The sequence below is a fragment of the Terrabacter terrigena genome (genome assembly GCF_042676085.1).
GTDB classification, from domain to species: domain Bacteria; phylum Actinomycetota; class Actinomycetes; order Actinomycetales; family Dermatophilaceae; genus Terrabacter; species Terrabacter terrigena.
The window spans coordinates 26,435-52,485 of sequence record NZ_JBHTKH010000007.1; the positions used below are offsets into that span (position 1 = coordinate 26,435).

The window sequence follows — 26,051 nt, forward strand, 5'->3', positions numbered from 1 at the left end:
GTGCCCTCCTCGGGGCTAGGGGATGTTGATCTCCAGCTCGCAGTTGCATCCGGCGACCTCGTCGGCGTCGCCGGCGTCCCCGGGCCACGCGAGCCCGTTGGAGAAGTTCTCGGAGAGCGGCACCGTCTCGCCCGACATGGATGCGTGAGACGGGCGTGCGTTCGCGCCGGCGATCCACGTCTTCGTCGCAGCGTCGCCCGCGACCTGCTTCGCGGCCTCGCTCGAGGCGAACCCCGAGCAGGCGGTCACAGCGGTGATCGCGATCTGCGTCGAGCGTGAGGACTTCGCGACGTCGAACACGCCGGAGACGGCGTCCATCGGGTCGTCGTCCTCGAGGGCCGCTTCGATCTGCTTGCGGGTCGTGGCGTTGATGTTCGCGGCGCGCGACTTGGAGACTGCGTCGAGGAACGCGAGCGTGCGGTCGACGTCGTACTCGTCGGGCGAGACGCCGAGGCGCTTGAGCGTTGCCGCGGCGACCTGCTGCGATGTCGCGACCGCCAGTTTGTAGAGGTCCGAGGCGAGCTCGCCGTCCCAGCGCTCCTCGTCCCACCAGTCGTCGTCGGCCTTCGCGCCGAGACGCGACCGGACAGCCGCGGCCTGGCGCTTGAAGAACGCCTGCAGGACCTGCTCGTGCTTCGTGACGTAGGTGGCCGGTGCTCGGCCCTTGAGCGCCGGTGCCTTGCCCGCGTTGCGGTTCTGCGAGCCGGAGTCCGTCGGGGATGCCTGGCCGCCGGAGAGGACGTTGAGGGGCACCACGAGCTCGTCCGCGCCGGGGACGGCCGGGAGGTTCATCCGCGCCCGGGCCTCGCTACGCAGCATCCACGGCGCGCCCGTCGCCGACTGCATCGCGGCGGCCTGCTCCTCGAACGAGCCCTGCAGCTTCTCGGCGATGTTGAACTCGCCGTAGAAGCGCTCCGCGTCGACGCCGAGCATGGGCAGCAGGAAGGTGTTGACGCGCGCCTCGATCTGCGCCAGCAGCGGCCCGAGCGTGTCGCCGTACAGCATGCGCCGGAACTCGCGGACGTTGCTGTAGTTGGCGCCGTCGTTCTGGCCGATCATCGTCGGGTTGACGTGGAAGGCCGATGCCACGGTGACGAGGGAGAGCTTGGCCGCCTCGACGAACTGCTGCTCCTGGGCGTTGAAGTCGACGCGCTGCAGGGTCATGCCGTCCTCGAGGATCGGCGTGCCGCCGGCCTTCGGGCCGCGCCCGGTGTACTTGGCGTACCAGTCCTCGCGGAAGGCTTCGCGCGCAGGGTCGCTCCACTTCGGGGCGTTGGCCGGGCGCTGCAGCACGGACGAGACGCGGCCGCCGCGCTTCCATACCTGGGCGCGGTACTTCGACGCCTCGACCTGCTCCTGCAGCGTGGTGCGCAGCGACTCGATCGTGGGCGACCCCTTCTTGGGGTCGGTGGGCGAGTAGCCGGTGAAGGCGAGGATCTGCGACGCGTCGACGACGATCGACTGGTTGCCCTGGGAGATCCGCCACTTCTTGACCGTGAACAGGTCGGACTCCTCCACCGAGACCCACGACGGGGGCAGGCGCCGGATCATCCAGCCGGTCGGCGTCGCGGTCGACTCTGCGACGAACCAGAACGCGCGGTCGTAGAGGCAGACATCACCGACCAGCGCGTAGATCAGGTCGTAGCCGGTCATCGTCCCGTCAGGGAAGGCGAGCGTGCGAGCGACGAGCGAGGTGCGGTCGCGGCGGCGGTCAGTCTCGTCGACGCGCTCGAAGAACTGGAGGCCGAGCTGGGCGACGTTGCGGGCCAGGAACGACACGACGGTGCGCAGGTGCGGCTGCGTGCGCCACAGCGAGGCCGGTGTGGCGTGGTCGAAGGACGACGCGATGCCGTAGTGGTCGGCCAGCTCCTCGTTGCCGCCGATGTACTCGACGCGCGGGGAGAACACGGCCACCTGGTCGCGACGCAGGATGCTGTCCCAGAAGCCCATGCCACCCCTCTCAGATCGTCAGGACGCCACGCGCCTCGTAGGCGCTCTCGGCGGGTTTCTCGGTCGGTCGGGTCAGGAGCCAGTGCGCGCCGTTTGCCGCGCGCAGCGGGGCGATGTCGGTGGTGGACTTGGCGTCGTCCCAGAGGAAGGCGCCGGCGCCGAGCATCTTGGGAACCGCGGTGGCGGCGGCGATGTCGAGCGGGGGCTGGGGTAGGTGGTCGAACTCCCCGTCGCGGACGGCGTCGTAGAAGCGGCCGGTGCCCTCGGCGAGCGCCGACCCTTCCCACTTCGTTACCGGCATGCCGGCGAGGAGCAGATCCTCGAGGAGCTGTGACTCGGGGGCGCCCTTGCCCTGGCCCGTGATCTCCTCGATGAGGTCGACGCGCTTGTCCTCCTGCAGCCACGCCTTGACCCAGTCAATCCCGGCGCGGCGGGCGACGAGCTCGATCTGGGGGCGGCCGCGGTCGTTCGTGCCGGCGAAGGCGATCGAGCACATCGTCCGGTCCCGGGAGAGCGCGATGCCGGCCTTGACCTTGCCGACGATCTGGGGGATCTCGTCCTCGGTCTTGGCCTTGACGCGGCTGTCGTCCCACGAGCCCGGAGGGAAGGGCCCCTCGAGGGTCCCGTCGGACCACTGGCAGAGGACCTCGGTGCGGAAGATCCACTCGGGGTCGGTGCGGGCGGCCGAGGCGATCGTGCGCTCGGTGATCGTGTAGCCGAGCGAGGGGTTGGCCTGAGCCCAGCCGGCGCGGTCGTTGATGTCGCACCCGGGCGGGGCGGACCACTCGAAGAAGCCGAGGCTGTCGTCGTCGATCTCGAGGTCCTCGAGGTCGAGGTCCGGGTCGTCGAGGTCTTCCTCGTCCGGCAGGAGCGACTCGGGATCGTCGGCTGCGTTGATGCCGTCCGGGTCGCCGAGCTCGGCGTGCGCGAGCTTGCGCAGGTAGCGCAGCACGACCGAGGTGGCGTCGCCGGCGTTGGACAGGGCGAGCACGATGGCGATTGCGCGGGCCATCGTGGTCTTGGTGATCGCGCCCCAGGCGTCCCACGTCTGGTGCTCGCGCAGCTCGTCGAGCAGGATGAAGTCGCCGGAGAGGCCGCGGCCGGCGCGGCGGTTGGCGGCCTTCACCTTGTAGCGCTTCTTCGTCGTGAGGTTCAGGCTCTTCTTGCCGTTCACCTGCACGACCTTGTCCACGAGCGCGGCGAGCTCTGGGCGGACGTACTCGTCGGTCTCGTCGTCCGTCTCGGTGACGAGGTTGACCGCGCCCTCCCACACCTCCTCAGCGGTGTCGAGGTCCTGCGCGGTGCCGAGCACGAGCTTGAAGCCGTAGACGTACATGAACCACAGGGCGAGGACCTGCGAGAGGGTCGACTTGCCGTTCTGCCGGGCGACCAGGACGACGACGTTGCGGAACCGCGGCGTGTTGTCCGGCAGCAGCTCGAGCATGTGGATGAGCAGCCACTTCTGCCACGGCAGGAGTTCCATGCCGAGCAGCTCGCGCGCGAACTCGATGACGGCGAAGCCCAGCGAGGTCTGGGGCGTGAGCTTGCGCAGCGGCGGGGTGTAGATCCGCGGTGTCTCGCAGCCGTAGACCTTGGGCCGGACCTTGCGGGGCGCGGCCCGCTTGGTGCTACGCCGGGCGCGGGATGTTGCTGACGCTCGCAAGCTTGCCACGCGTCGGCTCCTTCGACTCCGGCAGCTTCGATCGGCTCGAGGGCGTCAGGCCGAGCGCCTCGCAGTAGCGCAGGAACAGCGCCGGCGTGTCCTTGTCGACGATGAGGGTCTCGGTGAACTGATCCATCCGCCGGGCCAGCAGCCGCAGCACCGCGACCGCGGCCGCGTCCTGGTCACCGAGGCGGCCCTCAACGGCGGCGAGCGCCGTCTCGACCTGCTCGACGACGGTGCCGGGGGTGACCGGCTCGGCCTTGCCCTGCTCGTCGGTGACCACGTCGACACTCGAGGGGTTCCGTCGGTGCGCTGCGCGGCAGGCCGCCGAGCAGAACCGCGAGGTCGCCCGCTTCGCCGGGTAGGTGGCGTGGCACTGGTCGCACTGCCGTTCGATCACGGGCATGGACGGTCACCACCAATTCGCTTGCAGCCCAACCGTGTTGGCGATCACGAGCCGCCCGCACGCTAAGGGGAGGGAGAGACGGGGGAGGGACGGACCACTACCGGCGAACTGGTCCGTCGGTCGACGGCCAGCGATCGCGACCCCCTACCCTCACCAGTCGCGCGATCTCGTCCCGAGCTGCGGCTCGTGGCGCGTCTGTGCCGACTGATTGCACCTCAAATGGGCAGCAGCGAGGTTCGCTGGGTCCTCGGCGAGGTGCGGATGGGTCGAGAGCGGATAAGGGAAGTGGTCGACGCTCTTCGACTCGGGGTCAGGTGTGCCCGTCGTCGCGCTGAGGTACGGGAGCGAGTAGTCGATGGCCTGGCCACACCGGCAGCACGGCGAGCGCCGCGCATACACCTCGGACTTGAGCCGCTTCCACGGCCGGCCCGAACGACCGGAGTGCTTGGGCATGAGCTCGGCGCCTCCCGAAGTCGTCGCCGGTGTGGCGCGTCCGTCTCCTGGCGTGAGCCCCATGCGGGGCTGGTGCCGGTCCACGTACCGCAACGGGCCGACCGGCGAGGCCATCGCGCCGGTCGAGCGCCCTCCACAAGCACCCGACCGACGCGTGGAATGAGGAAGGCCCGAGCCGCTGGGCGGTTCGGGCCTGATCGCGGAGACAGTTCTTCCGCTGACACTCATTGTGACAAATCGGCACCGTTGTGTCGAGCACGGCCGCGCGGGTTCTTCCGCGTGTTGTGCTCGACGTCCCACAGGTCGGCGAGCGCCAGCAGTAGCCGGCCGTCCACCTTCGTCGAGCGCACCTTGTAGCGGCGCTTCCACTGCCTGATCGTCGCCGCGGGGACGCCGAGACGTGCAGCTGCCTCGTCGACGGTGACCAGGGCGACGGCGCCTACATCGAGAGGTGTCATGCCTTGGCCGTCTTCTGGTCCTTGGCGGCCGCGACGGCCACGCGCACGAGCCACTGGTACTCGTCCTCGGTCCAGCGCCGGCGGCATCGCTCGCAGTGCACGACGTCCTCGCCGTCGATGCGGATGAGCGCGCGCCGGTCGCAGTGCGGGCATGCGCCGAGGTGGTGCACCAGCTCGTCGCGGCCGGAGAGTTTCTCCGCCCGCTTCGCCAGGCGCTGGACCTCGAGGCCCCACCGCTCGGCCTCGGGCAGCGACCACGTCACCGGGCGGGCGAGGATCCACCACACCGAGGTCGACAGCACGGTCGCGCGATGCTCGCTCGTGCCGTTCCACCAGTCTCCGTCGCGGGCCTCGATGCCGAGCCGGGCCCGCACCTTGTCCTCGACGGCGGCCGCCCAGGTGACGATCTCGTCGCAGGCATCCCACGACGGCGACAGGGACGGTGAGCCCTTCGTCGACGAGCCTCGCTCGGCGCGCACGGTCGAGAGCCGGCCGAGGTCGATGCCGGCGCCGGCGTGCCCGCGGTCCCACAGCCACGCCGCGAGGTCCGGCAGCCGGCGGACCGCACCCTTGATCGCGTCGAGGCAGTCGGTGCACCACACCGGGTCGCCGAGCATCGGCTCGATCGAGAGGCGCAGCAGCCGGCCCTGCTCGATCGACGTCAGGTTCCGCTCCTTCTGAGCGGCGAGCAGCTGGTCGCGCTCATCGGAGAAAGCCTGCGCCTTGCGCCACGCACGGTTGCAGTCGCCCGGGCAGACGGCCTGGTCGTTCACGCGGTCTCCTCTCGTCGGCAGCGGTAGAGCGGGCAGATGTCGCACCGGAGGCCGATGGCTCGTCGGCAGTCCGGCATCAGGCGTCGCCGGCGACGTGCCGGTCCCAGGGCGTGACCTCGCGGCGGATGGCGTACTCGTTGAGGTTCCAGCCCTCTTTGGACGTCGGTTCGTCCGGCGGGCACGCGTCTGCCCAAGCACCGGCCATGGCTGCCACCTGGATCAGCTCGCGACGTAGCCGTCCGGCGTCGACGGATCGCTCTTCGACCTCAGCGTCGTTGAGCTCCTTGGCGACCTCGCCGACCTCCTCGAGGAGGATGCGCAGCCGGCGCTCGGCCGTCCACGGTGCCGACTCCATCGACTTGTTGCCGTGCTTCGCGTGCGCCCGCTCGCGCTCGGCGTGCACCTCGGTCCAGATGTCGGGGAACAGGCGCATGAGCGTCCTCTTCTGCCAGGGCAGCAGCGGGATGTCGTGCTGCTCGGCGAACGCGATGATCGCGGGTGCGCCGGTCGCGCGGCGCTGGCCGGCGGCGACGTCGTCGGCCCAGAAGTCGGTCGGGGTGCAGGGCGAGGTGTCGCTCATGGTGAGCCTTCCTGGTGGAGTGAGTGCATCTGCTCGAGGAGCTGCTCTTCCTCGGGGGTGAGGCCGCAGCCGAGGTGGCGCCGTATGCCGGCGTCGACGAGGACCTGGGCGACGGGCGCGCCGTCGGCCGGGCACCGGACGGTGGAGTCGGGGAAGCGGCGCCCGTCGGGGCCGGCCTTCGCGGGACGGCCGGCGACGAGCTGGAGGTGGCCGCGGCGGCGCATCTGGCCGGCGGACGGGCAGGTCGCGAAGTGCGTGCGGTAGGCCCGCTCGGGTCGCGGCGCTGACTTGGGGACGACGTGAGCGAGGATCCCTCGACCGCGGCGCTCGAGACGCAGGTTTCCGTTCGGGTGTGGGAGCGGGTCGATCGGCATGGCCTTGTCGTTCTTCACGGACTCGACCCACTGGACCGGGGCGCCGCAGGCCTTGCACGAGTCGCGGACGCCGGAGCGCTGCCGGGTGATCCAGTCGAGGCCCTTCTCGGCCTGGGACCAGCTCGTCGACGTGACCCGCCGGTCGCCGATCGCGTCGACGAGCAGGGCACGGATCTGCTTGTCCCGGAGCTCGTTGACGGTGACCCCGCGGTCAGCTGCAGCCTCCACCAACATTCGGGAGACCTCACCAGGCACCAGCGTCTTGAGGGTGGTCATGTGCCCTCCCGAGGCTGAGGCGGTTTCCCACGACGACCACGACGACGAGACCTTGAGCGAGACGGGCTCCCGTCACGACCAGTCCCTTCCCGACCAGACCTGACCTGCCCCGGCCCGACCCGACCCGACCCGACCCGGTCGCCAGACCTCGTAACGGGAGTCCGGTCCGGGTCCGATCCCGGGTCCGTGCCGGATCCCGGTTCCGTGGCGGGGCGCCCGGAGGCGTCCTGCGCGGCGCTGCGAGCCTCTCGGCGAGCGCTTGGTGTCGTCGTGCCGGCGGGGGCCTGTTCGGGTCGCACAGCGGCCTGAGGGGCGCGTGCGGGGTCCGTGGGCTCGCCGAGGCGGGCGGCGACCTTCTCGGGGCCGAAGTAGGCCTCAAGGACGGAGCGGGTCTTGGCGGTGTAGTACGGGACGGTGGGGACGGGCAAGAGCGGGTGCTTGGTGTCGGCGTGCTCGTCGTTGAGGCGGGCGCTGTTGCACTGCTTGCAGGCGACGACGTAGGTCTCGACGGTGGCGGCCTGGCCGGGCTCGCGGTGGTCGTAGGTGCCGGCGCGGCCGGAGCGGTGGTCGGACCAGGAGACGACCTGGTTGCAGTAGCGGCAGGCGTCGCCGTCGCGGAGCCGGACCGGCATGGTGAGGTCCTTGTTGCGGCGGTCGCTGTCGCGTTGGCGGTCCCACTGGACGGCGGCCTTCTTGCGGATGTGCATGAACTCGTCGTCCTCGACGATCTGCCAGCGGCGGCCGCGGCCTTCGCCGGAGACGAGGCGCATGAGGCCGGTGGAGCAGGCCTGCTCGACGAGGAGCTCGAACCGGGTGGGGGACATGAGCTTCACGTCGCCGTAGCCGATGAGGTAGTCGGTCATGTGGGCGGCGCTGTGGAGGCCGAGGCGGTAGACGAAGCCGGCGACCTCGTTGACGGACCAGTCCTCCGCGGTGGGGAGTTCGTCGACGGCCAGCAGCGCGGGGTAGGACGCTGCGGTGTCGCCGGACTTCATCCAAGGCATGCGGGGTGGTCTCCTTTGAGTGGTGAGGGGCGTTGCGCGAGAACGAAGTCGGCCGCGGGGGCTACGGCGGCGGCTCGGCGAGCGCGGCGTGGATCCGGGCGAGGGCCGAACCAGGGATGGGCTCGGCCTCGACCGGGGCGTGCGCGGCCGCGAGCGCCTCGCGGGCGGTGAGGACCTGGGCGATCGAGACGTGGACCTGCGCGGTGGTTGCGTAGGCGAGGGAGGTGTCCCCGAAGCCGTGGTTGCCGTGCTCGACCGCGATCGCGGCGAGCCGGGTCGCGCGGGCGAGGTGCTCGTCGACGCTGAGCTGCTCGGGCTGCATCAGGCGCCGCCGGTCGCCTCGTAGAGGTGCCACACGAAGGGCGGTGCGATGACGGATCCGATGTGGCGCGTGACGTCGTTGGGGATGGGGTTGCCGGTGCCGACGACGCGCAGGTGTCGCTCGGTCTGCGAACGGTTGGGGTCGACCTCTGCCCAGATGAGCAGTCCCGTGGGTCCGTCGGGGGCGACGTGGACGATGTTGAGCGGCGCGGGCCCGTTCAGGTCGAACTCGTCCTGCACCGGGGCCTGGAACTTCCAGATGGTGCGGCTCACGCGGGCGCACCTTGCTGCTCCGTGCCGCAGGTGACGCAGTGTCCGAGCTGCGCGCTGCGCGCGTGGGCCTGGTCGCGCTCGTCGGCGCGGATTACGGACTCCCAGCACTCGCCGCACGCGACGCCGCCCACGCTGTTGCGGCCCTTGGACTTGTGCCCGAGGCGGATGCAGCGGGCCCGTGCGAGGCGGCCGAGGTTGTGGTCGACTCCCAGGTGCGGGTGGCCGGTGCTGTTGGGCTTGCCGACCTTGCCGGAGGCGAGGCGGCCGCGGCGGACCGCGTCGCCGAGGTTCATCTGGCCGGCGCGGAGCATCTCCTGCTCGTCGATGGGCAAGGAGAGGATCGCGAGACGGGACGAGACGTGCGCTTGGGATCGGCCGATGCGAGCGCCGAGGGCGGCGTCGGAGATGCCGCCCAGCTGTGCCTTGAGTCGGCGGAGGGCTCGGGCCTCCTCGACGGGGTCGAGGTCAGCGCGCTGGCCGTTCTCGATGAGCATGGCGGCGAGGACGTCGTCGGGGCGCATGCCGGCGCGGACGATGACCTGGACGCGCTGCCAGCCGAGGTGCTTGACGGCGGCGAGGCGGCGGTGGCCGGCGACGACGATGAGGCGGCCCTGGTGGCGTCGGACGACGAGTGGCTGCAGGAGCCCGGCTGCCTCAATAGAGGCCGCGAGCTCGCGGATGTCGCCGACGTTCTCGCGGGCGTTGTCCGGGTCGGGGTGCACGTCGGTGACGAGCACCTCGAGCAGGAGGGCGTCCTCGTCTCCGGCACCGGGCATCGGGGCCGCGGGCTTGGCTGCGCGGCCGGCCGAAGGTGTGGGGGTCACCCGGCCGCCGCTTTGGTCGACCGTGATGTCCGCCTGGCCGAGGTGGATGAGCTGCGCGGCCGCGGTGCGGAGCGCCGCGGTGCTCGGGTAGCCGTGGGCGTCTCGGAGGAGGACGACGACGTTCTCGGGCAGGGCCCGCTCGCGTGCGATGCGTGTGGTGGAGCGGCCCCGCAGCACGTCCTCGAGGACGAGGGCGGCCTTGCGGGCCGGGCCTCTCCAGGAGAGTGCGGCGACGACGGTGGTCGTGGTCATGGCGCTCACTCCTCGTCGATCGTCGAGAGGGTGAGGACGCCGGCGCCGTCGAGCAGACGGCGGGAGCCGCACATGTGGTCGACGGCCTTCGACCGGGCGCGCAGCTTGAGCGTCGTGTCGTCGCCCGTTCCCTCGGTGAGCACCGAGGAGAGGCGCACGAGGATGGTCTCGAGGGAGCCGCACCTGGGGCACGGCACGTCGACGATGTGGGTGCCGATGGACAGCGGCGGGGCGGGCTTCTCGATCTTGGCCATCAGTCCTGCCCTCCGATCAGCGCGAAGCGGCCGCTGTTCTCGAGCCCGGCCGCGAGGTCCCAGCAGTCCCGGGTGCAGAGCTCGCCCTGGCCGTAGATGGCGTCGAACGCTGCCTCGAGGAAGGGGCTGACCGCGGTGACGTACTTGCTGCCCTGCGGGCGCCACTCCGGCTTGGGGACGAATGGCATGAGCAGGCCGACGACTTCGTCGTCACGGAGGAGCGGCTGGGGCAGACGTGCGTCAGGTGCGTCGCCGACCGTGATGCCGGCCTGCGCGAGGGGTGCCAGCAGTCCCGCCCAGAACAAGGGTGAGGCCTCGACGGTGTCGGCGAAGCGTCCGGGCAGGTACGGGTCGACGAGGCGAGCGAGGATCTCGTTCGACTCCGCGGGCGTGAACGGCGTCAGGGTCGGCCGGTCGTCATCGTCGAGCGACTCGAGGGGCGGCAGCTGGTCGGCGCGCACGATGACCAGGCGGTTGGTGATCCAGTCGTGGCCTGCGTGCTCGATCTTGTAGAGCAGCTCGTAGCCGGGGGAGTCCTCCCACTCGCCCACGACGATGTCCTCGACGAAGTAGTCCCACGTCAGGGGCGTCGTCTCGGTGGGGATGGCCAGCGCGGTCACTGGTCGTCTCCGTCCTCGTCGGCGGGCGCGGCCGCGGCGAAGCAGTCGCGCTCGAAGGTGGAGGGCGTGTAGCCGTAGACGTCGACGAGCCGCTGGAACCAGGCGCGGGGGTGGGGCTCATCCCACCTGTCGTTGGCCAGCTCGTCCTCCTCGTAGGCGTGGAAGGCGACATCGAGCACGACGGCCAGCTGCCCGATCGAGAGGTCCGCGAGCGCCTGCGTCCAGAAGGCCTCCACGCGCTCGGTGCGGCCGTCGCCGTAGGTGACGACGTCGGCGACGTCGATTCCCACGAGGGACCCGACCAGGGTGATGACCTCGCTGGCCCCGTTGCCCCAGTAGCCGTCCTCGCCGGGTTGCGCGAGCGCGGACCGGAGGCAGTCGGTCGCGAGCTCGTCCGAGGGGCCGGCCGTGACGATCGCGGCGAGGTGGTCGAGACGGGTGCGCTGGGCGGCGTCGAGGTCGACGCGGCGGGCCTCGCGAGCCTTCTGCTGCTCCTCGAACTCCCGCTGCCGCTGTGCCTCGCGAGGCGAGATGGCAGGAGCCTCTCCGACTGTGTCGGTGGCGGCGCTCGTGGCAGCCGCGGGGGTGTGAGCGTCGGGAGTGAGGCAGTAGTACCGGACGATCCTCGACTCAGGCACCGCCTGGGCGGCGTGGCCAGGGCAGGCCGCGTGCTTCGCCGCGTGGACGTCGGCGTCCTGCGACCACTCGTGCACGTAGTCGACGCCTGGCATGTAGACGCTCAGGCTCTTGTACGACGGCGAGAGGGTGCCCGCGCTCGTCTCGATGCGGGGCAGGGCGTCAAGGTCGTCCTGGGTGAGGAAGCGGACGCCCTTGCCCTCGAGGGTGCGGACCCGATCGGCGAAGCGGCGCTCGTCCTCCTTGACGCGGCGGACACGGTTGACCGTGTGAGCCCAGTCGTCGGTGCCCACGGCCTCCGTCAGCTTGGCGAGCGCCTCCTCGTCGTCCTTGAACTCGTCGAAGGCGAGCGCGTCGGTGAGGGTGATCTGGCCGGCGTGGGTGAGGTCCTGCACGGTCTCGGGGATGCGGGTGAGCTTGAGGCGGTCGCGGACGCGGGCCTGGGTCTGGCCCGTGGTGGTGGCGATCTGCTTGACCGGGACCTTGAGGTCGAGCAGTTCCTGGTAGGCGTGGGCCTCCTCGACCGGGGTCAGGTCGGAGCGCTGCAGGTTCTCGACGACCATGGCCTCGATCTGTGAGGCGATGTTGTCGAGGTCGTTGCGCACGAACGCCGGCACGGACTTGAGCCCGGCCTCCTTCGCGCCGGCGAGGCGGCGGTGGCCGGCGATGAGGATGTGCGTGGCTGAGCGGGGCGCCTTCTGGTCGGTGTCGGTCGGCCAGGGCGCGACGACGACGGGCTCGAGGATGCCCTTGGTCTTGATCGACGCGGCCAGGTCGGCGACGTCGCCGACCGATCGGCGCGGGTTGTGCGGGTGCGGCGCTATCTTCGCGAACGTGAGCGTGAGCAGCTCCGGCGCGGAGGTCTTCGTGGTGGTCATGAGGCTGCTTTCTGTGTGGAGTGGGTGGTGCTGATGACTGCGGCGGCCGCCCGTGCAGCCGCGAGGTTGTCGACCCGGACGGCCGGGGCGCGGGCGACGAGGACGACCCCGTATGCCGCGGCTCCGGCGATGGCGGTGCCGGGCTCGTACCGGAAGACGGGGCGGCCGATGACGCGGGCGTGGGCTCGGGCGGCGACCTGCTCGAGGTCCTCCGTGGCTTCCCGCATGACGCGCGTGTAGGTCGCGGTCTGGTCGTTGATCGGCCACCAGGCGAGCAGGGTGTGCGTCGGCTCCGGCAGCTCCTCCTCGTCGTCGTGCAGGGCGGTCACCGGACGACCTCGACGAACGCGGAGTGCGTCTCGCGCCCGGTCGCGTCGCGGTAGACCGCCCAGATCTCGACCTCGGTCTTGAGGCGGGCTGCGACCTTCTTCGCCTGCTCGCGGGCGTCGGGGAGCTTGACCCAGCGAAGGGTCCGGGCGCCCTTCCGGGGGTCGCGGTAGGAGATCTCGTGCCACGCGAGACGCGAGCCCGTGGGGGTCGACGCCCCGGCCCCCGACAGGGGGGTAGGGGCCGGGACGTCGACGAGGTTGCGCGCAGGACGACGCGAGGGCTGAGGAACAGCGGCCCGCGGCTCGAGGCCGTCCTTCCTGTCCAGCGACGGTCGGAACGGACCGTCGGTGGTGAGGTTGACGCGCGTGTCAGTGGGTGTCGTGGGGCCGCTCGAGAACGGCGGTGAGGCGGCCATCAGCGGGCCTCGTCCGGGAGCTGTGCGAGGCGGTAGACCCGGGCGGGCTTGCCGTTGTTGCCGGACGTCGAGCCGGTCGTGATGACCCAGCGCTCGGGCAGCTCGTCCCAGACCAGGACGCCGGCGGCGCGCAGCGAGGCGACGGTCGCGCCGATGGTGTTCGGGTGCACGGTCGAGACGCCGTCACCGTCGAGGAGCTTGGGTCGCCACTCGTTCGGGTCGGCGAGGCGGTCCTCGCGGGCGAGCGCCGTCTCGACGACGGCGCGGATGACGGTGAGGCGGTCGCTGGCGTGGATGGGGTCGATGTCCATCAGGGCCAGGACAGAGCGGGTGTGGTCGTCGATCGCGGCGGCTTGGGGCGAGTCGAAGAGGGTGGGCTCGTGGAAGAGGGTGCTCATCGCTTGCCTCCGGTGCGGTCGCGGCGCGGGTACCTCGTGCAGGCCATGGCGTATGCCGTGATGCCGAGGATCAGCAGGAACGGGGACAGGACGACGACTGCGACCTCGCCGCCGCTCATCGGGTCCACGTCCGCAGCTCGGGGTGGATGCACACGGCGGTCTCGAGGTACTGGGCGGTGATGCGCGCCGTCGGGCCGGGGGTCAGCCCGACGGCGCGCAGCCGGGTCACCATCTGCAAGGCCCTGCGGATGGTGTCGGCGGCCACCGCGTCGTGGGAGGCGCGGTGGTGGGCGTGCAGCTCGGCGACGGCCGCAGGGGACGGCGCCATCGCGTGGGAGGGCTGCACGGGGTTCGTGGTGGCGAGGTGGTTGAGGACCGCGAGGCCGCGAGCCTCGTCCTGGGTGAGGTCGGCGAGGCTCATGCGGACGGCACCGCCTCGAGCATCTGCGCGACGACGGCCTCGAACCACTCCGGGGCGGCGGGCACCCACGCCGGCGGCGGCGTGGTGTTCAGGCCCACGGCGAGCGCCGGCGAGGTGCGGTACCAGGAGTAGTTCTCGTGGCGGGCGAAGGCGGTCACCGAGACGATGACGCCGCGGTCGGAGCGGTTGGCGCGCCACTGCACGTCGGTGACGCGAGGGGCCTCGCCGTAGAAGTAGGTCCGGCTGGAGCGGGACGGGAGCTCGTGGTCGCCGGTGATGGGCAGGGAGGTCTCGACGCGGAGCGGGGCGGTGGTGCTCATCGGGTCGCCGCCGGCATCTGCAGGACCGTGCCGGTCGCGGCGTTCGCGCACCACGCGCACTGCAGGTGGTCGAGGACGGTCGGGTCCTCGGAGCGGACGACGGCGCCGCAGGTGCCGCACGGGTAGATGGCCTCGAACTTGCCGGAGGCGACGAACACGGCCGACGTCGCGGTCTCGGCGTGGAGGCGGCGGACGGTCGCGCGGCGGTCGGCCTCCGCCTGCTCGGCGCGGCGCGCACGGCGCGACTCGCGGAGGACGAGGACCAGGGCGACCAGCAGGCCGCCGAGGATCAGGAGCAGGCTGGTCGGCGTGTCAGCCGTGGCGGGGAGCGAGTCGCTCATGAGAGCATTCCTTTCGTCGCGAGCGCCCGTGTTTCCGGTCCAAGGGAGCGGGCGCTCCGTCATGTGGTGGTGGAGTGGGTCAGGCGGTGGTGCGGTCGGCCCGAGTGCGGGCGGCTCGAGCGCGCTGGGCGCTGCTGCGGGTGGAGCGGCCCCACGAGATGTCGGCGACCTCGGTGGGCGTGGCGGCCTCCGGTGCAGAGGTCTCGGCCGGCGGGTTGACCTCGAGGAGCTCGGAGATCCGGGTGACGTGGGCGTCGGTGAAGCGGTAGCGGCCGGCGACCTTGAGGTGCGGCCAGCGCTTGGCGCGGCACTGCTGCTGGACGAACCAGGCGGAGACCTGCAGCTGCTCGGCGAGCTCGCGGTCGGTGACGAACGTCGTCACGTTCACGCTGCGCCTCGCTGCTCCGCGGCCAGCTCGGCGAGCGCCTCGATGAGGGCCTCGTAGGTCTCGCGACTGATGACGCGTTCGCCGCGCTCGCACCGGCTCAGGTGACCCGGCGAGATGCCGACCCGGCTGGCCAGGTCTGCCTGCTCCACGCCCGCCTCTTCGCGACGGGCTCGGATCGTTGCACCAAGTGGCGTTGAGGAAAGTGAGGGGGAAACTGCGGAAGGCATGGCACGAACGTAGGTGATTGCCGCAATTCGGTCAAGCGTTCCCTCAGAAGTTTCTGACCGAGTCGCGCAGATTCCTCGATTGTGACTTGCGGGATTCGCGCCCATAGGCTGTATCAGTTGCGGCAAACTTGCCTCTACTGAGTGCGCCTCCAGCGTCGGGCGCCACGAAAGGTGCCGATCATGAATGGGATGACCCAGCGTCAGAAGACCGATCTCGGCAACGAGATCCGGCGTGTCCGCGAGATGCGGCCGCTCATCAGCATCGACCGCCTCGCCCAGGAGGCCGGCATCGCGCCGAACACGGTCGCCTCAGTCGAGCAGGGCCACGGCCGCGACAACAGCGCGCGCAAGATCCTTGAGGCCCTCGGTCGCCTCGGGCGGCCGGTGACGATCGCCGACACCGCGCCACAGTCTCCCGTCGCCGAGCGTGAGGCCTCCGTGCCCGACGGTATCCAGTCCACCGGGGACCTCATCGTGGCCATTCTGCGAGCCGCGCCGCCCGAGGAGCGCGAGCAGCTGCAGTCCAACATCTGGCTGCTCGTCCGCGGCCGCAACGAGGAGCTCATCGAGCGGCTACGCCATACCGCTCAGTAGGTTGTCCGTTCTGTCGCGAGCGTCGGTTCTGTCCCTTATGGTGCAACCGACTCCCTTGGCGCCGCCGGTTCAGACCACAGCCGGCTTCCACTCACGCCGGGGGCAACCTCACACACAGGGTCAGGGACATGCGCGGATGCGAGCTGTTGTACGGGACGGAGCAGGCCGATCGCCTGCAGGCGGCGTTCGAGGAGCTCGAGGGAGGACCATGCCCGTGCCGACTCGACCAGGCGTGCCCGCTGCTTCCCGTCCGGATCCGGCTTGAACTCGTGGAGCCGGGCGCTGCCTGACCCGCAGTGATGCATTGATATGCACTGCTTCGTCAGCACATCAGTGCATCTCTGCGAGCCAGCGCGCGCGCCGAGATCAGCAGCGGAATCCTCGGCGCCATGGAGGGTTGGGTGCGGCTCGGACGCCGGGTCGCAGCCGAGCGCGGCCGCCACTGGCGCTCTCGGGCAGCCTTCGCCCGCGCCGCCGGCCTGTCCAAGCGTGTCGTCGACGACCTCGAGCTCGGCCGGCGCAGCAACTACGCCGAGACCACCTTGGCCGCGATCGAGGCGGCCCTGGGCTGGACGCCCGGCACGTGCCTGCGGGTCGTGCAGGGCGGGAAGGTGCAGCGCGAGGTCGACCCGTCGATGGTGCGCCTGATGGACGCTTGGGTGCGGCTGCCCGAGGAGGCGCGGGCCATGCTCGTCGAGATCGCCGAGCGTGCCGCCCGCGACGGGCGCTGGCCCGGCCGCTAGCTGGCGGCCTCGAACGCCGGCGTGATGGCCTCGCCGAGTCCTTGGCCGACGCTGAGCAGCTGGACGTAGTCGTCACGAACCAGGTGCACGTAGCGGTCGATCGTCGTCGTGATCGACTCGTGGCCCATCTGCCGCTGGATGACCGGCAGCTGCACACGGTCCTGGATGGCCCAGGAGGCGTAGGTGTGCCGCAGGTCATGGATCCGCGGGTGCTTGCCCGGGCCTCGGGCGACGACGCGCTGGCGCGGGCGGCCGCGTGTGTCAGTCTCCGTGGCCACCTCGTCACCGGCGAATCGGTGCACCATGGGCTGCCAGACCCGGCCGTGGAACGTGCCGGAGCGGACCGGTCGGCCGGCCTTGTTGAGGATGACGAACTCGTCGGGGGCCTTGCCCTGCAGCAACGGGACGATCGCGTCCATGGCCAGCGGTGGGATCGCGACGGTTCGCCGCGAGCGCTGCGACTTCGGCGGGCCCAGGCGCATGCCCTCGCCCTCGGTGTGCTTCCACGCGCGGCGGATCCGCGCGGAGTGGTCGGCGACGTCGATGTCCTTGACCTGCAGGGCCGTCGCCTCGCCCCACCGCACGCCGGTCAGGACGAGAAGCAGCACGAGCGGGCGCCAGTGCGGGTCGAGCAGGCGCAGGACCTGGGCGACCTCGGGCTGGCTCAGGAAGATCATCTCGTCAGCGTCGTGGTCGACCCGGGGCAGCCGTAGGCGGTAGGCCGGGTTTGTCGGGGTGAGACCGGCGTCGACGGCCGAGGAGAGGGCCGCGGAGAGCAGGCCGTGCCAGTTGCGCAGCGTCTTGGCCGACGGCGGGGTGCCGTCGTCGAGGCGGACCTTGTTGACCCAAGCCGCGACGTGGTCGCGCGTCAGGTCGGACAGCAGGATCTTGTCGAAGTGCGGCCGCAGCTTGTCGCGGGCGATGTTCCGGTAGCGCCGCCGGGTGCCCTCGTCGATGCCGGTCAGGTGCTCGACGTGGTGGTCGACCTGGTCCGCCACGGTGCGGGTCGTGGTCGGCGTCTTCTCCTCCGTCAGGAGCGCGAGCGCCTTGCCCGGGCCGAGTGAGTCGAGCACGCCCTGCCACGAGCGCGCGGCCGCCTCTGTGGTGAAGGTCACGGCGCGGTTCTGGGTTCCGATCCGGAATCGGATGCGGTGCGCCACGTTCCCGGTCTTGGGGTTCGTGCGGGTCTCGTAGCTCGACATGAGCGCCTCGGGAGGTGTGGAGTGGCTGCTGCGGTACCCCACGGTACCCAATAGAAACAGGTCAGGGGCCCGATTGGGCCCCTGACCTGCTGTTTCTTGCGTGCGCGAGGGGGGATTTGAACCCCCACGCCCTTTCGGACACTGGCACCTGAAGCCAGCGCGTCTGCCGTTCCGCCACTCGCGCGTGACAAGGAGACAGTGTGGTGCATCCCCCACCAGATCGCCAAACCGGGACACGCGACGTCCCGCCAGGCGTCCACGGCGGAGGCGTCATCGACCCCCGTGCGGCTCGCCGAGCCTGTAGTCGGGCTGCGTGAAGCCCCCGCCCAGGAAGGGTGACGACGGTGCGGCGGACAGGTGCCCGCCCGCGCAGGCGTACGTCTCGGCGTCGTCCTGCGGGTCGAAGCCGATCGCCAGCCCGGGCGAGAGGTCGACGTGTCGGCGCGTGTTGCGCGAGACGCCCCACACGACGTGGTGCCCGGTGGCCTCGGTGGTGAGCGCGGCCAGCACCAGCCGGGTCATGTCGTCGGACGAGAGCCAGGAGCGCAGGGACCGACGGTCGGTGCCGTCGGCGAAGGTCATGATGCGGGCGCTCACGACGGTCATGCCGAACCGGGCGGCGTACAGAGCCCCGAGCGCCTCGAGTGCCGCCTTGCTCACGCCGTAGTACGTGTCGGGTGCGGGGAGCGGCATGCCCTGCCGCAACGCCGGCGAGTCGACCGGCACGAAGCCGGCCGCGTGGACCGAGCTGGCGAGCAGCAGCCGCGGCACACCCGCCAGGCGCGCGGCCTCGCACACCGCGCGGGTGCCGTCGATGTTGACCGACAGCAGGTCGGCCCAGGCCTGCTCGTCGGAGTGCGCACCGAGATGCACGACGAGGTCTGCGCCCGCGAACGCCTCCGCCTGGGCGTCGATGTCGCGCAGGTCGCACTCGACGAACCGCTCGAGGTCATCATCGACGTCGGCGACCGGGACACCGGGTCCCTCGCAGAGCACGAGCCGGTGGCCGGCCGCGCGCAGGCGCGGCCGCACGGCCGTCGCGATGCGCCCGGCCGCACCGGTCAGCGCGAGAAGGGCCATGTCGACGGCATACCCGGTCGGGCGGGAAGACGCGCCGAGGTCAGAGACCGTCGACGACGACGGCGGCCATCTCCATGCACGCATCGTGCGTCTTCTTGCTGATCTTGAGCGGGTCGAGGTGCAGGCCCGGCGCGAGCATCTGGTCGTAGGGGATGTCGACGACCGCGCGCACCCACTGCTCGAAGTGCTCACGCGTGTGCACCCCGGCACCGATGTCGTTGCCCTTGGCCGACGTGTGCGAGATGACGCAGACGGCGTTGCGCACGAGGTCTCCGCGGCCCATCGCGACGAGCGCGTCGAGGTTCTTGGCCGCCACGACGGACGTGTCGTCCTTGAGCGACGTCGCGAAGACGAGCATGTCGGCGCGCGCGGCGGCCGCCAGCCAGTTCGGGGAGAGACGGTTGTTGCCGGTGTCGACGACGATCATGCGGTAGAAGCGCGACAGCTGCGTGTGGAGGTCCTCGAACTCCTGCTCGCCGATGATGCGCATGGCCTCGTCGTCGTCGGCCGAGGCCAGCACGTCGAACGACAGCCCGCGCTGCTCACGCACCCAGTGCTCGAGCTCCGACGTCCCGGCGTTGGGGTCGTTGGCGATGGTCGGCAGCGCACCGAGCAGGTCGACCACCGTGCGGTGGTGGCTCTGCGACGGCGCCCGCATGCCGAGCGTGCCCTCGGTCTCGTTGTTGTCCCACGCGAGCACCGAGCCCGAGCGGTAGCGACCGAGATAGCTCGCGAGCATGAGCGTGACGAGCGTCTTGCCGCCACCGCCCTTGGTGTTGATCACCATGATCGTCTTGCGGCCGTTGAGCGGACGCGCGATGCGGTCGATGCGGTCGCGCTCGAGCAGCTCCTTGCTGCTGGGGCCCAGACCGAAGGCCTTGCGCAGCCCGGAGTTGGCCTTGACTTTCTGGCGCTCACCCTTGGAGCGCGCCGTGATGAGGTCCTCGGCGCTCGGGCGGTCGCTGTTGCCCTGTCGCGCCGCCGGCGTCAGGTCGTATGCCGTGTCATCGGTCGTGTAGCCCTCGGCGACCGCGGCGGCCACGTCGGGGTCGACTGCCGGGCGAGCGGCATACGCCTGCTGGGCCGCGCTGTGGTCGGTGCCGTAGTGGCTCTCCCGGGCGGACGTCGCGCCTGAGTCCGAGGGCGAGACGGAGCCCGCTGGGGCCCAGCCGGAGTACTCCTCCTCGGAGGCGGCCGCCGTGTCGGCGTTGTGCTGGAGGGTCGACCAGTGGCTGGTCGACGGGTTCGCATCGCTCGCGGGCCCTGAGCTGCCGGCCGCGGGCCAGTCGCCGGTGCCGGGGTCGGAGCACTCCCAGTCGGTCCACGAGGTCGTGGAGGACCCGTTGTGGTCGCGGCCGTCGGAGTCGGTCGAGCCGTTCGCCGACGCGTGCTCGCCGCCGTACTCGTAGGAGTCGGTCCACTGGTTGGAGCCGGCGCCGTCGGAAGTGCCCACGGTCGGCTGCTGACCGGTGTCGCCGGACTGCCAGGAGGTGTCCTCCCACGTCGAGCTCCACGGGTCGGCAGGAGCCACGTCCTCGTGCGGCTCGCCTGCCGTCGCGGTGGGGATCGGAAGGGTGAAGCCACCCGGGATGGAGTTGTTGGCGGAGAAGCCGGGGATGCCCTGACCCTCGTTGCTTCCGGTCTCGTCCTTGCTCATCGAGCGCTCCTTGCTGGCCTACCACGTGCGAGGGACCCGCGGCGGGACCCCGAGAGATCGTCCCATGCTTCCGTCACACATCAAACCCGCTGACCAGCGGCGCGGCGCATGGCAGAGGCGTCCGGAACGCGTCCTCGAAGGGCCCGCCACGGGCCGCGCACGCCCGTCGGTTGGGGGCTGGGCGGGCTGACCCGGTTACGATGAAGCGCCCGGCAGCAGCGCTCACCAGAAGGAGGAGACGGCGTGGGAATCATCAACCGTGTCGAGCACGGTCTCGCCAAGGCTGTCCACGGTGCCTTCGCCAAGGCGTTCAAGTCCGAGGTGCAGCCCGTCGAGATCGCCTCCGCGATCCGGCGAGCCATGGACGACCGCGCGGCCCTGCTCGGGCACGGCCGAGCCATGGTTCCCAACCTCTACACCATCGAGCTCAGCCAGACCGACTACGAGCGTCTCGGTGACTACGAGGACGACCTCTCCGACGACCTGGTCGCCGCAGCGCAGGAGCACGCCGACTCGCAGGGCTACCAGCCGGGCGGTCCGCTCGAGGTGCAGCTCGTCGAGGGCGAGGGCCTCGAGACCGGCGTCTTCCGGGTGCGTCCCGCGACCGCGAAGCAGGCCGGCCGCGAGCCGGCAGCCGCGTCGCAGGGCCCCGGTCCCCGCCCCCAGACCACCAACGGCACGGCCATCGACCAGGCACCGGTGCACCGCCCGGCCCCGCGGTCCAACCCGTCCGCCCGGCCCTGGCTCGACATCGGCGGCGACCGCTACCCCCTGCTCGGCAGCCTCACGACCATCGGGCGTGACGAGACCGCCGACATCGTCATCGACGACCCCGGGGTGTCCCGTCGTCACAGCGAGGTCCGCGTCACGACCGACGGACCGCACCTCGTCACCTCGATCCGCGACCTCAACTCGACGAACGGCACGTTCGTCAACGGCGAGCGCATCTCCGCCCAGCGACTCCAGGACGGCGACCGCCTCACGATCGGGCGCACGTCCGCGACCTTCCGAGCCGGGCGCCGGTGACGCATGAGTGAACTGACCCTGACCCTGCTGCGGCTGGGTCTGCTCGCGCTGCTGTGGATCTTCATCTTCAGCGTCGTCGGCGTGCTCCGCACCGACATCTACGGCACGGCCGTGAGCCGCCGCGGCCGCCGCAAGGCACGCAAGGAGGCCGAGCAGCAGAGCCGCCAGCGCACGCCCGCCCGGACGCCCGCACCGGCCGCCGCCGGGGCTGCCGGGGCCGCCGGGGCCGCCGGGGCCGCCGCACCCGCCCCCGAGCCCGCAGGCGGCTCCGGCTGGCGCGGTCGCGGACGCCCGAAGGGCGCACCGACGACGCTCGTCGTCACCGAGGGACCGCTCGCCGGCACCTCGCTCCCGCTGCGCAGCGGCGGCATCCTCATCGGTCGCAACCCCGAGTGCGCGCTCGTGCTCGACGACGACTACGCGTCCGGCCGGCACTGCCGCATCTACCCCGACCCGTCCGGCCGCGACGGCTGGGTCGTCGAGGACCTCGGCTCGACCAACGGCACCTTCATCGGCCGTGACCGCCTGACCGGGAAACGTCCCGTGGAGGTGGGCACCAGCCTGCGGATCGGCAAGACCGTCCTCGAACTGCGAGGCTGACCCGATGGCCATCGCCCTGCGCTACGCCGCGCGCTCCGACCTCGGGCTGGGACCCAAGTCCCGCAACGAGGACTCCGCGTACGCCGGCCCCAACCTGCTCGTCCTCGCGGACGGCATGGGTGGGCACGCCGCGGGCGACGTCGCGAGCTCGATGATCGTCGGCGAGCTCGCGCCGCTCGACGAGGAGGACGTCACCGCCGACCAGGCGATCCCACTCCTCGAGGAGGCACTGCACTCGGCCAACGCCAAGCTGACCAAGGCGATGCGTGAGAACTCCGACCTCGCCGGCATGGGCAGCACGACGATCGTCATGCTCCGCACCGGCAACAAGCTCGCGATGGCCCACATCGGCGACTCGCGAGCCTTCATGCTCCGCGGCGACACGTTCTCGCAGATCACCAAGGACCACTCGTTCGTCCAGCAGCTCATCGACGAGGGCCGCATCAGCAAGGACGAAGCCGGTCACCACCCGCAGCGCTCGGTCGTGACCCGCGTCATGACGGGCCAGCCCGACGACGAGCCCGACACGTCGCTGCGCGAGGCGAAGATCGGCGACCGCTTCCTCATGTGCTCCGACGGGCTGTCCGACTTCGTCGGTGCCGACGTCATCGAGGAGATCCTCCGCGAGGCGCGCACCCCCGACGAGGCCGCCGACCGGTGCATCGAGGTCGCGCTCAAGGCGAGCACCCGCGACAACGTCACCGTGATCGTGGCCGACGTCGTCGACGCCAAGGGCGACGACCTGCCGGCCACGGTCCCGCAGGTCGTCGGCGCGGCGGGCAAGCGGATGCGCAACAAGACGCGCGCCATCCCCACGAGCCCGGCCGAGAAGGCGGCGGCGCTGTCGCGCGAGGCCACCGGGCGCGCACACCCCGACGACGACGGCCTCGAGCTGGCCGAGGACCGCACCCGCTCGAAGCGTTCGAAGGTCGTGCGCCGGACGATCGGTGTCCTGCTCGTCGTGGCCGTGCTCGCCGGCGGCGGCTACGCCGCCTGGGCCTGGTCGCAGAAGCAGTACTACGTCGCCGCCGAGGGCGGCCGCGTCGCGATCTTCCAGGGCGTCTCCCAGGACCTCGGCCCGCTCAACCTCTCGCACCTGCAGTCGCAGTCCGACGTGCTCGTGTCCGACCTGCCCACCGACGTCCAGGGCTCGGTCGGCAACACGATCACTGCCCGCGACCTCGCCGATGCCGAGCTCAAGGTCGCCGCCCTGCGCACCGAGGCGCAGCGCTGCCAGCAGATCGCCGCGACCGGCACCCCGTGCGGCACGAGCCCCGCTCCCACGCCGACGCCCACACCGACGCCGACGAGCCCCACCCCGACGAGCCCGACCCCCACGGTCCCGACCCCGTCGCCGTCGCCCACGACCTCAACCACCACGCCGGTCCCCGCCGTGGCAGCCGCGTCCTCGGGGGTGGGCGCATGACGACGACCGTCGAGCCCCTGACGCCGCGCACCCGCCGGGGCGCCGAGCTCGTCCTGCTGCTGCTCGCCGTCGCCATCGTGCTGGTCGCGTGGATCACCACCGACCTCAACCGCAACGGCACGGTGCCGGCCAACATCGTCCCGGTCGCCGGCGGCTTCGTCGTGCTCGCACTCGCCGTCCACCTCGTGCTGCGCTGGAAGGCCGCGTACGCCGATCCGGTGCTCCTGCCGATCACGACGGTGCTCAACGGGCTCGGCCTCGTCATGATCCACCGCCTCGACCTGGCCCGCGGCAAGCTCGGTGCCGACGGCGACGCGTACCGCCAGATCGTCTGGACGACGCTCGCGGTGGCGCTCGCCGTCGCCGTCCTGTTCCTGCTGCGTGACCACCGGCTCCTGCGCCGCTACACCTTCGTGACGATGGCCGCCGGCTTCGTGCTGCTCCTGCTGCCCCTCGTGCCCGGCGTCGGGCGCTCGATCAACGGCTCGCAGATCTGGATCACGATCGGCCCCCTCAACTTCCAGCCGGGCGAGTTCGCCAAGATCGCGCTCGCGGTCTTCTTCGCGGGCTACCTCGTGCAGACCCGCGACGTGCTGTCGCTGGCCGGCAAGAAGGTGCTGGGCTTCACCTTCCCGCGTGGGCGCGACCTCGGGCCGATCCTCGTGGCGTGGGTGCTGGCGCTGCTCATCCTCGTCTTCCAGAAGGACCTCGGCTCGGCGCTGCTCTTCTTCGGCCTCTTCGTCGCGATGCTCTACGTCGCGACCGAGCGCGTGTCGTGGATCGCCATCGGCCTGCTCCTCTTCGCCGCGGCCGTCGCGTTCGCGCTCTCGGCCTTCACCCACTTCCAGAAGCGCGTCGACCTGTGGCTCGACCCGTTCTCCCAGGACAACCTCGAGCGGTCCAACCAGCTGGCCAACGGTCTCTGGGGCATGGCCTCGGGCGGCCTCACCGGCACGGGACTCGGCGCCGGCCGGCCCTATCTCACGTCCTTCGCCGAGAGCGACTTCATCTTCCCGGCTCTCGGCGAGGAGCTCGGCCTCTTCGGCGCGGTGGCCATCATCGTGCTCTACCTCGTCTTCTGCGAGCGCGGCATCCGCACGGCCCTGGGCGTGCGTGACGGCTTCGGCAAGCTCCTCGCGATCGGCCTCGCCTTCTCCGTCGCCTTCCAGCTGTTCATCGTCATCGGCGGCGTCACGCGGGTCATCCCGCTGACCGGCCTCACGACCCCCTTCATGTCGCTCGGTGGCTCCTCCCTGCTCGCGAACTGGGTGATCATGGCGCTGCTGCTGCGCATCTCCGACCAGGCGCGTCGTCCTATACCCGAGATCCCGGTCGGCGTCGCGGTCGACGACCCGTCGCCGGCCGAGGCGACCCAGGTGGTGAAGCTGCCGTGAACACCCCGATCCGCCGGCTCTCGGTCGTCATCGCGTGCCTCTTCACGGCGCTGCTCGTCGCCTCGACCATCGTGCAGTTCACGCAGGCCAGGTCGCTGGGCGCGATGGCGAGCAACAAGCGCACCCTGCTCGACAGCTACTCCCGTGAGCGCGGGTCGATCATCGCCGGAGGCCAGGCCATCGCGAAGTCGGTGCCCGTCGAAGACCAGTACCGCTTCCTGCGCACCTACTCCCAGGGCAACCTCTACGCCCAGCTCACGGGCTTCTACTCGTATGCCGTCGGGGCCCCCTACGGCCTCGAGCACGCCGCCGACGACCTCCTCTCCGGCGATGCCGACACCCTCTTCGTCCGCCGCATCACCGACCTCATCACCGGTCGCAAGACGTCCGGGGCGACCATCGAGCTGACGATCGACCCCAAGGCGCAGGCCGCGGCCGACAAGGCCCTCGGCGACAACAAGGGCGCCGTCGTGGCGCTCGACCCGAAGACCGGCGCGATCCTCGCCATGGTCAGTCACCCGACCTACGACCCCAACCCGCTCTCGAGCCACGACCTCTCCAAGGCGGCGAAGGCGTGGCAGATGCTCTCGACCGACAAGGACAAGGCCTACCTCAACCGGGCCGTCAGCGGCGTCTACCCGCCCGGCTCCACGTTCAAGGTCGTCACCGCGGCAGCGGCGCTCGAGAACGGCGTCGTCACCGACGAGAACTCGTCGGTGCCGGGCCCGCCCGAGCTCGACCTGCCGCTCACCAGCACCAACCTGCCCAACGAGAACGGCCGCTCGTGCGGTCCGAACGACAAGACGACGCTCATCCACGCGCTCGAGATCTCGTGCAACACGGCGTTCGGCTCGCTCGGCCTCGACCTCGGCGGAGAGAAGCTGCGGGCCCAGGCCGCCAAGTTCGGCTTCGGCGACTCGCTGCAGGTCCCGATGCGCGTGGCCACCAGCTCGGTCCCGGCCGACCTCAACGCGCCGCAGGCCGCGCAGGCCGCCATCGGCCAGTACGACGTGCGCACGACGCCGCTGCAGATGGCGATGGTCGCCGCCGGCATCGCCAACGGCGGCCGCGTCATGACTCCGTACCTCATCGACTCGGTGCGCAGCGCCAACCTGGACATCATCGAGTCCACGCCCGACCCGGTCGAGCTGTCGCAGGCGGTGTCGGAGCAGACCGCTTCCACGCTGACGAAGATGATGGTCTCCGTCGTGCAGAACGGCAGCGGCGCCCGAGCCAAGATCGACGGCGTCGAGGTGGCCGGCAAGACCGGCACAGCCCAGCACGACCTCGGCAAGCCCCCGCACGCCTGGTTCATCTCCTTCGCCCCGGCCACCGACCCGAAGATCGCGGTCGCGGTCGTCGTCGAGGACGGCGGCGTCAAGGGCAGCGAGGTCGGCGGCGGCCGTGTCGCCGCGCCGATCGCCCGCGACGTCATGGAGGCGGTGCTGAACCGATGACCGACCGACCCGACCAGCGCGAGCAGCCCCCTGCCGG

General features: G+C 71.1%; 34 protein-coding genes and 1 tRNA gene. 7 read left to right on the forward strand and 28 right to left on the reverse strand.

Going from position 1 to position 26,051, the window contains the following annotated elements; translation table 11 throughout:
- Positions 1–15: 15 nt before the first annotated feature.
- The 24 genes from ACFQ2V_RS11980 to ACFQ2V_RS12095 all read right to left on the reverse strand — a co-directional run bounded on the left by ACFQ2V_RS11980 (position 16) and on the right by ACFQ2V_RS12095 (position 14,940).
- The gene (locus ACFQ2V_RS11980) at positions 16–1,950 is read right to left on the reverse strand and encodes a phage portal protein (protein ID WP_386052928.1); all 1,935 of its coding nucleotides are present in this window, start codon (positions 1,948–1,950) and stop codon (positions 16–18) included.
- 10 nt (positions 1,951–1,960) lie between these two features.
- Positions 1,961–3,622: a hypothetical protein gene (locus ACFQ2V_RS11985; protein WP_386052929.1), complete on the reverse strand. Its 1,662-nt coding sequence runs from the start codon at positions 3,620–3,622 to the stop codon at positions 1,961–1,963.
- The gene (locus ACFQ2V_RS11990; protein WP_386052930.1) at positions 3,579–4,019 is read right to left on the reverse strand and encodes a terminase small subunit; all 441 of its coding nucleotides are present in this window, start codon (positions 4,017–4,019) and stop codon (positions 3,579–3,581) included. Before ACFQ2V_RS11990 ends, ACFQ2V_RS11985 begins: the two co-directional genes overlap by 44 nt.
- Before the next feature lie 150 nt (positions 4,020–4,169).
- Positions 4,170–4,472, reverse strand: a complete 303-nt coding sequence (locus ACFQ2V_RS11995; protein WP_386052931.1) for a hypothetical protein — start codon at positions 4,470–4,472, stop codon at positions 4,170–4,172.
- Between the two features lie 224 nt (positions 4,473–4,696).
- Entirely contained in the window at positions 4,697–4,930 is a 234-nt protein-coding gene (locus ACFQ2V_RS12000) for a MerR family transcriptional regulator (protein ID WP_386052932.1), read from the reverse strand.
- Positions 4,927–5,703, reverse strand: a complete 777-nt coding sequence (locus tag ACFQ2V_RS12005) for a hypothetical protein (RefSeq protein WP_386052933.1) — start codon at positions 5,701–5,703, stop codon at positions 4,927–4,929. Before ACFQ2V_RS12005 ends, ACFQ2V_RS12000 begins: the two co-directional genes overlap by 4 nt.
- 76 nt (positions 5,704–5,779) lie before the next feature.
- On the reverse strand, positions 5,780–6,283 hold the full coding sequence (locus tag ACFQ2V_RS12010; protein ID WP_386052934.1) for a hypothetical protein: 504 nt from the start codon (positions 6,281–6,283) through the stop codon (positions 5,780–5,782).
- Positions 6,280–6,933 carry a hypothetical protein gene (locus ACFQ2V_RS12015; protein ID WP_386052935.1) on the reverse strand — a complete coding sequence of 218 codons (654 nt, stop codon included), beginning with the start codon at positions 6,931–6,933 and terminating at the stop codon, positions 6,280–6,282. The genes ACFQ2V_RS12010 and ACFQ2V_RS12015 overlap by 4 nt, the downstream gene beginning before the upstream one ends.
- Positions 6,930–7,937 carry a hypothetical protein gene (locus tag ACFQ2V_RS12020; protein WP_386052936.1) on the reverse strand — a complete coding sequence of 336 codons (1,008 nt, stop codon included), beginning with the start codon at positions 7,935–7,937 and terminating at the stop codon, positions 6,930–6,932. Before ACFQ2V_RS12020 ends, ACFQ2V_RS12015 begins: the two co-directional genes overlap by 4 nt.
- Positions 7,938–7,998: 61 nt before the next feature.
- Positions 7,999–8,259 (reverse strand): hypothetical protein, encoded by a 261-nt coding sequence (locus ACFQ2V_RS12025; protein WP_386052937.1) that lies wholly within the window; start codon positions 8,257–8,259, stop codon positions 7,999–8,001.
- A complete protein-coding gene (locus tag ACFQ2V_RS12030) occupies positions 8,259–8,531 on the reverse strand; it encodes a DUF7352 domain-containing protein (RefSeq protein WP_386052938.1) in 273 nt (90 codons plus the stop codon). The genes ACFQ2V_RS12025 and ACFQ2V_RS12030 overlap by 1 nt, the downstream gene beginning before the upstream one ends.
- Positions 8,528–9,607: a ParB/RepB/Spo0J family partition protein gene (locus ACFQ2V_RS12035; protein ID WP_386052939.1), complete on the reverse strand. Its 1,080-nt coding sequence runs from the start codon at positions 9,605–9,607 to the stop codon at positions 8,528–8,530. Before ACFQ2V_RS12035 ends, ACFQ2V_RS12030 begins: the two co-directional genes overlap by 4 nt.
- 5 nt (positions 9,608–9,612) lie before the next feature.
- Complete coding sequence (locus tag ACFQ2V_RS12040) at positions 9,613–9,861, reverse strand: hypothetical protein (RefSeq protein ID WP_386052940.1); 249 nt, start codon at positions 9,859–9,861, stop codon at positions 9,613–9,615.
- Positions 9,861–10,481 (reverse strand): hypothetical protein, encoded by a 621-nt coding sequence (locus ACFQ2V_RS12045; RefSeq protein ID WP_386052941.1) that lies wholly within the window; start codon positions 10,479–10,481, stop codon positions 9,861–9,863. Before ACFQ2V_RS12045 ends, ACFQ2V_RS12040 begins: the two co-directional genes overlap by 1 nt.
- Entirely contained in the window at positions 10,478–11,995 is a 1,518-nt protein-coding gene (locus tag ACFQ2V_RS12050; RefSeq protein ID WP_386052942.1) for a ParB/RepB/Spo0J family partition protein, read from the reverse strand. The genes ACFQ2V_RS12045 and ACFQ2V_RS12050 overlap by 4 nt, the downstream gene beginning before the upstream one ends.
- A complete protein-coding gene (locus ACFQ2V_RS12055; RefSeq protein WP_386052943.1) occupies positions 11,992–12,324 on the reverse strand; it encodes a hypothetical protein in 333 nt (110 codons plus the stop codon). Before ACFQ2V_RS12055 ends, ACFQ2V_RS12050 begins: the two co-directional genes overlap by 4 nt.
- Positions 12,321–12,740 (reverse strand): hypothetical protein, encoded by a 420-nt coding sequence (locus tag ACFQ2V_RS12060; RefSeq protein WP_386052944.1) that lies wholly within the window; start codon positions 12,738–12,740, stop codon positions 12,321–12,323. The genes ACFQ2V_RS12055 and ACFQ2V_RS12060 overlap by 4 nt, the downstream gene beginning before the upstream one ends.
- A complete protein-coding gene (locus ACFQ2V_RS12065; protein ID WP_386052945.1) occupies positions 12,740–13,138 on the reverse strand; it encodes a hypothetical protein in 399 nt (132 codons plus the stop codon). Before ACFQ2V_RS12065 ends, ACFQ2V_RS12060 begins: the two co-directional genes overlap by 1 nt.
- Positions 13,135–13,257, reverse strand: coding sequence for a hypothetical protein (locus ACFQ2V_RS12070; RefSeq protein WP_386052946.1), 123 nt, complete (start codon positions 13,255–13,257; stop codon positions 13,135–13,137). Before ACFQ2V_RS12070 ends, ACFQ2V_RS12065 begins: the two co-directional genes overlap by 4 nt.
- The gene (locus ACFQ2V_RS12075) at positions 13,254–13,559 is read right to left on the reverse strand and encodes a hypothetical protein (protein WP_386052947.1); all 306 of its coding nucleotides are present in this window, start codon (positions 13,557–13,559) and stop codon (positions 13,254–13,256) included. Before ACFQ2V_RS12075 ends, ACFQ2V_RS12070 begins: the two co-directional genes overlap by 4 nt.
- Positions 13,556–13,879 carry a hypothetical protein gene (locus ACFQ2V_RS12080; protein WP_386052948.1) on the reverse strand — a complete coding sequence of 108 codons (324 nt, stop codon included), beginning with the start codon at positions 13,877–13,879 and terminating at the stop codon, positions 13,556–13,558. Before ACFQ2V_RS12080 ends, ACFQ2V_RS12075 begins: the two co-directional genes overlap by 4 nt.
- On the reverse strand, positions 13,876–14,220 hold the full coding sequence (locus ACFQ2V_RS12085) for an LPXTG cell wall anchor domain-containing protein (RefSeq protein WP_386052949.1): 345 nt from the start codon (positions 14,218–14,220) through the stop codon (positions 13,876–13,878). The genes ACFQ2V_RS12080 and ACFQ2V_RS12085 overlap by 4 nt, the downstream gene beginning before the upstream one ends.
- A gap of 79 nt (positions 14,221–14,299) precedes the next feature.
- Complete coding sequence (locus tag ACFQ2V_RS12090) at positions 14,300–14,608, reverse strand: hypothetical protein (RefSeq protein ID WP_386052950.1); 309 nt, start codon at positions 14,606–14,608, stop codon at positions 14,300–14,302.
- Positions 14,605–14,940 carry a helix-turn-helix domain-containing protein gene (locus ACFQ2V_RS12095; RefSeq protein WP_386052951.1) on the reverse strand — a complete coding sequence of 112 codons (336 nt, stop codon included), beginning with the start codon at positions 14,938–14,940 and terminating at the stop codon, positions 14,605–14,607. The genes ACFQ2V_RS12090 and ACFQ2V_RS12095 overlap by 4 nt, the downstream gene beginning before the upstream one ends.
- 84 nt (positions 14,941–15,024) lie before the next feature.
- On the opposite strand from ACFQ2V_RS12095, the gene ACFQ2V_RS12100 reads away from it, so the two are divergent.
- Positions 15,025–15,429 carry a hypothetical protein gene (locus ACFQ2V_RS12100; protein WP_386052952.1) on the forward strand — a complete coding sequence of 135 codons (405 nt, stop codon included), beginning with the start codon at positions 15,025–15,027 and terminating at the stop codon, positions 15,427–15,429.
- A 389-nt stretch (positions 15,430–15,818) separates the two neighbouring features.
- Positions 15,819–16,172 carry a hypothetical protein gene (locus ACFQ2V_RS12105; protein ID WP_386052953.1) on the forward strand — a complete coding sequence of 118 codons (354 nt, stop codon included), beginning with the start codon at positions 15,819–15,821 and terminating at the stop codon, positions 16,170–16,172.
- On the opposite strand, the gene ACFQ2V_RS12110 is transcribed toward ACFQ2V_RS12105, so the two are convergent.
- The 4 genes from ACFQ2V_RS12110 to ACFQ2V_RS12125 form a co-directional block, all read right to left on the reverse strand.
- A complete protein-coding gene (locus tag ACFQ2V_RS12110) occupies positions 16,169–17,416 on the reverse strand; it encodes a tyrosine-type recombinase/integrase (RefSeq protein ID WP_386052954.1) in 1,248 nt (415 codons plus the stop codon). The genes ACFQ2V_RS12105 and ACFQ2V_RS12110 overlap by 4 nt on opposite strands.
- 59 nt (positions 17,417–17,475) lie before the next feature.
- Positions 17,476–17,558 (reverse strand) — tRNA-Leu (locus ACFQ2V_RS12115).
- Positions 17,559–17,644: 86 nt separating this feature from the next.
- A complete protein-coding gene (locus tag ACFQ2V_RS12120; protein ID WP_386052955.1) occupies positions 17,645–18,538 on the reverse strand; it encodes an NAD-dependent epimerase/dehydratase family protein in 894 nt (297 codons plus the stop codon).
- Complete coding sequence (locus ACFQ2V_RS12125) at positions 18,495–20,111, reverse strand: MinD/ParA family ATP-binding protein (protein ID WP_386052956.1); 1,617 nt, start codon at positions 20,109–20,111, stop codon at positions 18,495–18,497. The genes ACFQ2V_RS12120 and ACFQ2V_RS12125 overlap by 44 nt, the downstream gene beginning before the upstream one ends.
- Before the next feature lie 243 nt (positions 20,112–20,354).
- Here ACFQ2V_RS12125 and ACFQ2V_RS12130 point away from each other — a divergent pair, with 243 nt between their 5' ends.
- The 5 genes from ACFQ2V_RS12130 to ACFQ2V_RS12150 are packed head-to-tail and all read left to right on the forward strand — an operon-like array spanning position 20,355 to position 26,014.
- Positions 20,355–21,137, forward strand: a complete 783-nt coding sequence (locus ACFQ2V_RS12130) for an FhaA domain-containing protein (RefSeq protein ID WP_386052957.1) — start codon at positions 20,355–20,357, stop codon at positions 21,135–21,137.
- 3 nt (positions 21,138–21,140) lie between these two features.
- Positions 21,141–21,737: an FHA domain-containing protein FhaB/FipA gene (locus ACFQ2V_RS12135; protein ID WP_386052958.1), complete on the forward strand. Its 597-nt coding sequence runs from the start codon at positions 21,141–21,143 to the stop codon at positions 21,735–21,737.
- Between the two features lie 4 nt (positions 21,738–21,741).
- The gene (locus ACFQ2V_RS12140; RefSeq protein ID WP_386052959.1) at positions 21,742–23,163 is read left to right on the forward strand and encodes a PP2C family protein-serine/threonine phosphatase; all 1,422 of its coding nucleotides are present in this window, start codon (positions 21,742–21,744) and stop codon (positions 23,161–23,163) included.
- Positions 23,160–24,557, forward strand: coding sequence for an FtsW/RodA/SpoVE family cell cycle protein (locus ACFQ2V_RS12145; protein WP_386053161.1), 1,398 nt, complete (start codon positions 23,160–23,162; stop codon positions 24,555–24,557). The genes ACFQ2V_RS12140 and ACFQ2V_RS12145 overlap by 4 nt, the downstream gene beginning before the upstream one ends.
- Complete coding sequence (locus tag ACFQ2V_RS12150) at positions 24,554–26,014, forward strand: peptidoglycan D,D-transpeptidase FtsI family protein (protein WP_386052960.1); 1,461 nt, start codon at positions 24,554–24,556, stop codon at positions 26,012–26,014. Before ACFQ2V_RS12145 ends, ACFQ2V_RS12150 begins: the two co-directional genes overlap by 4 nt.
- The last annotated feature ends 37 nt before the right edge of the window (positions 26,015–26,051 follow it).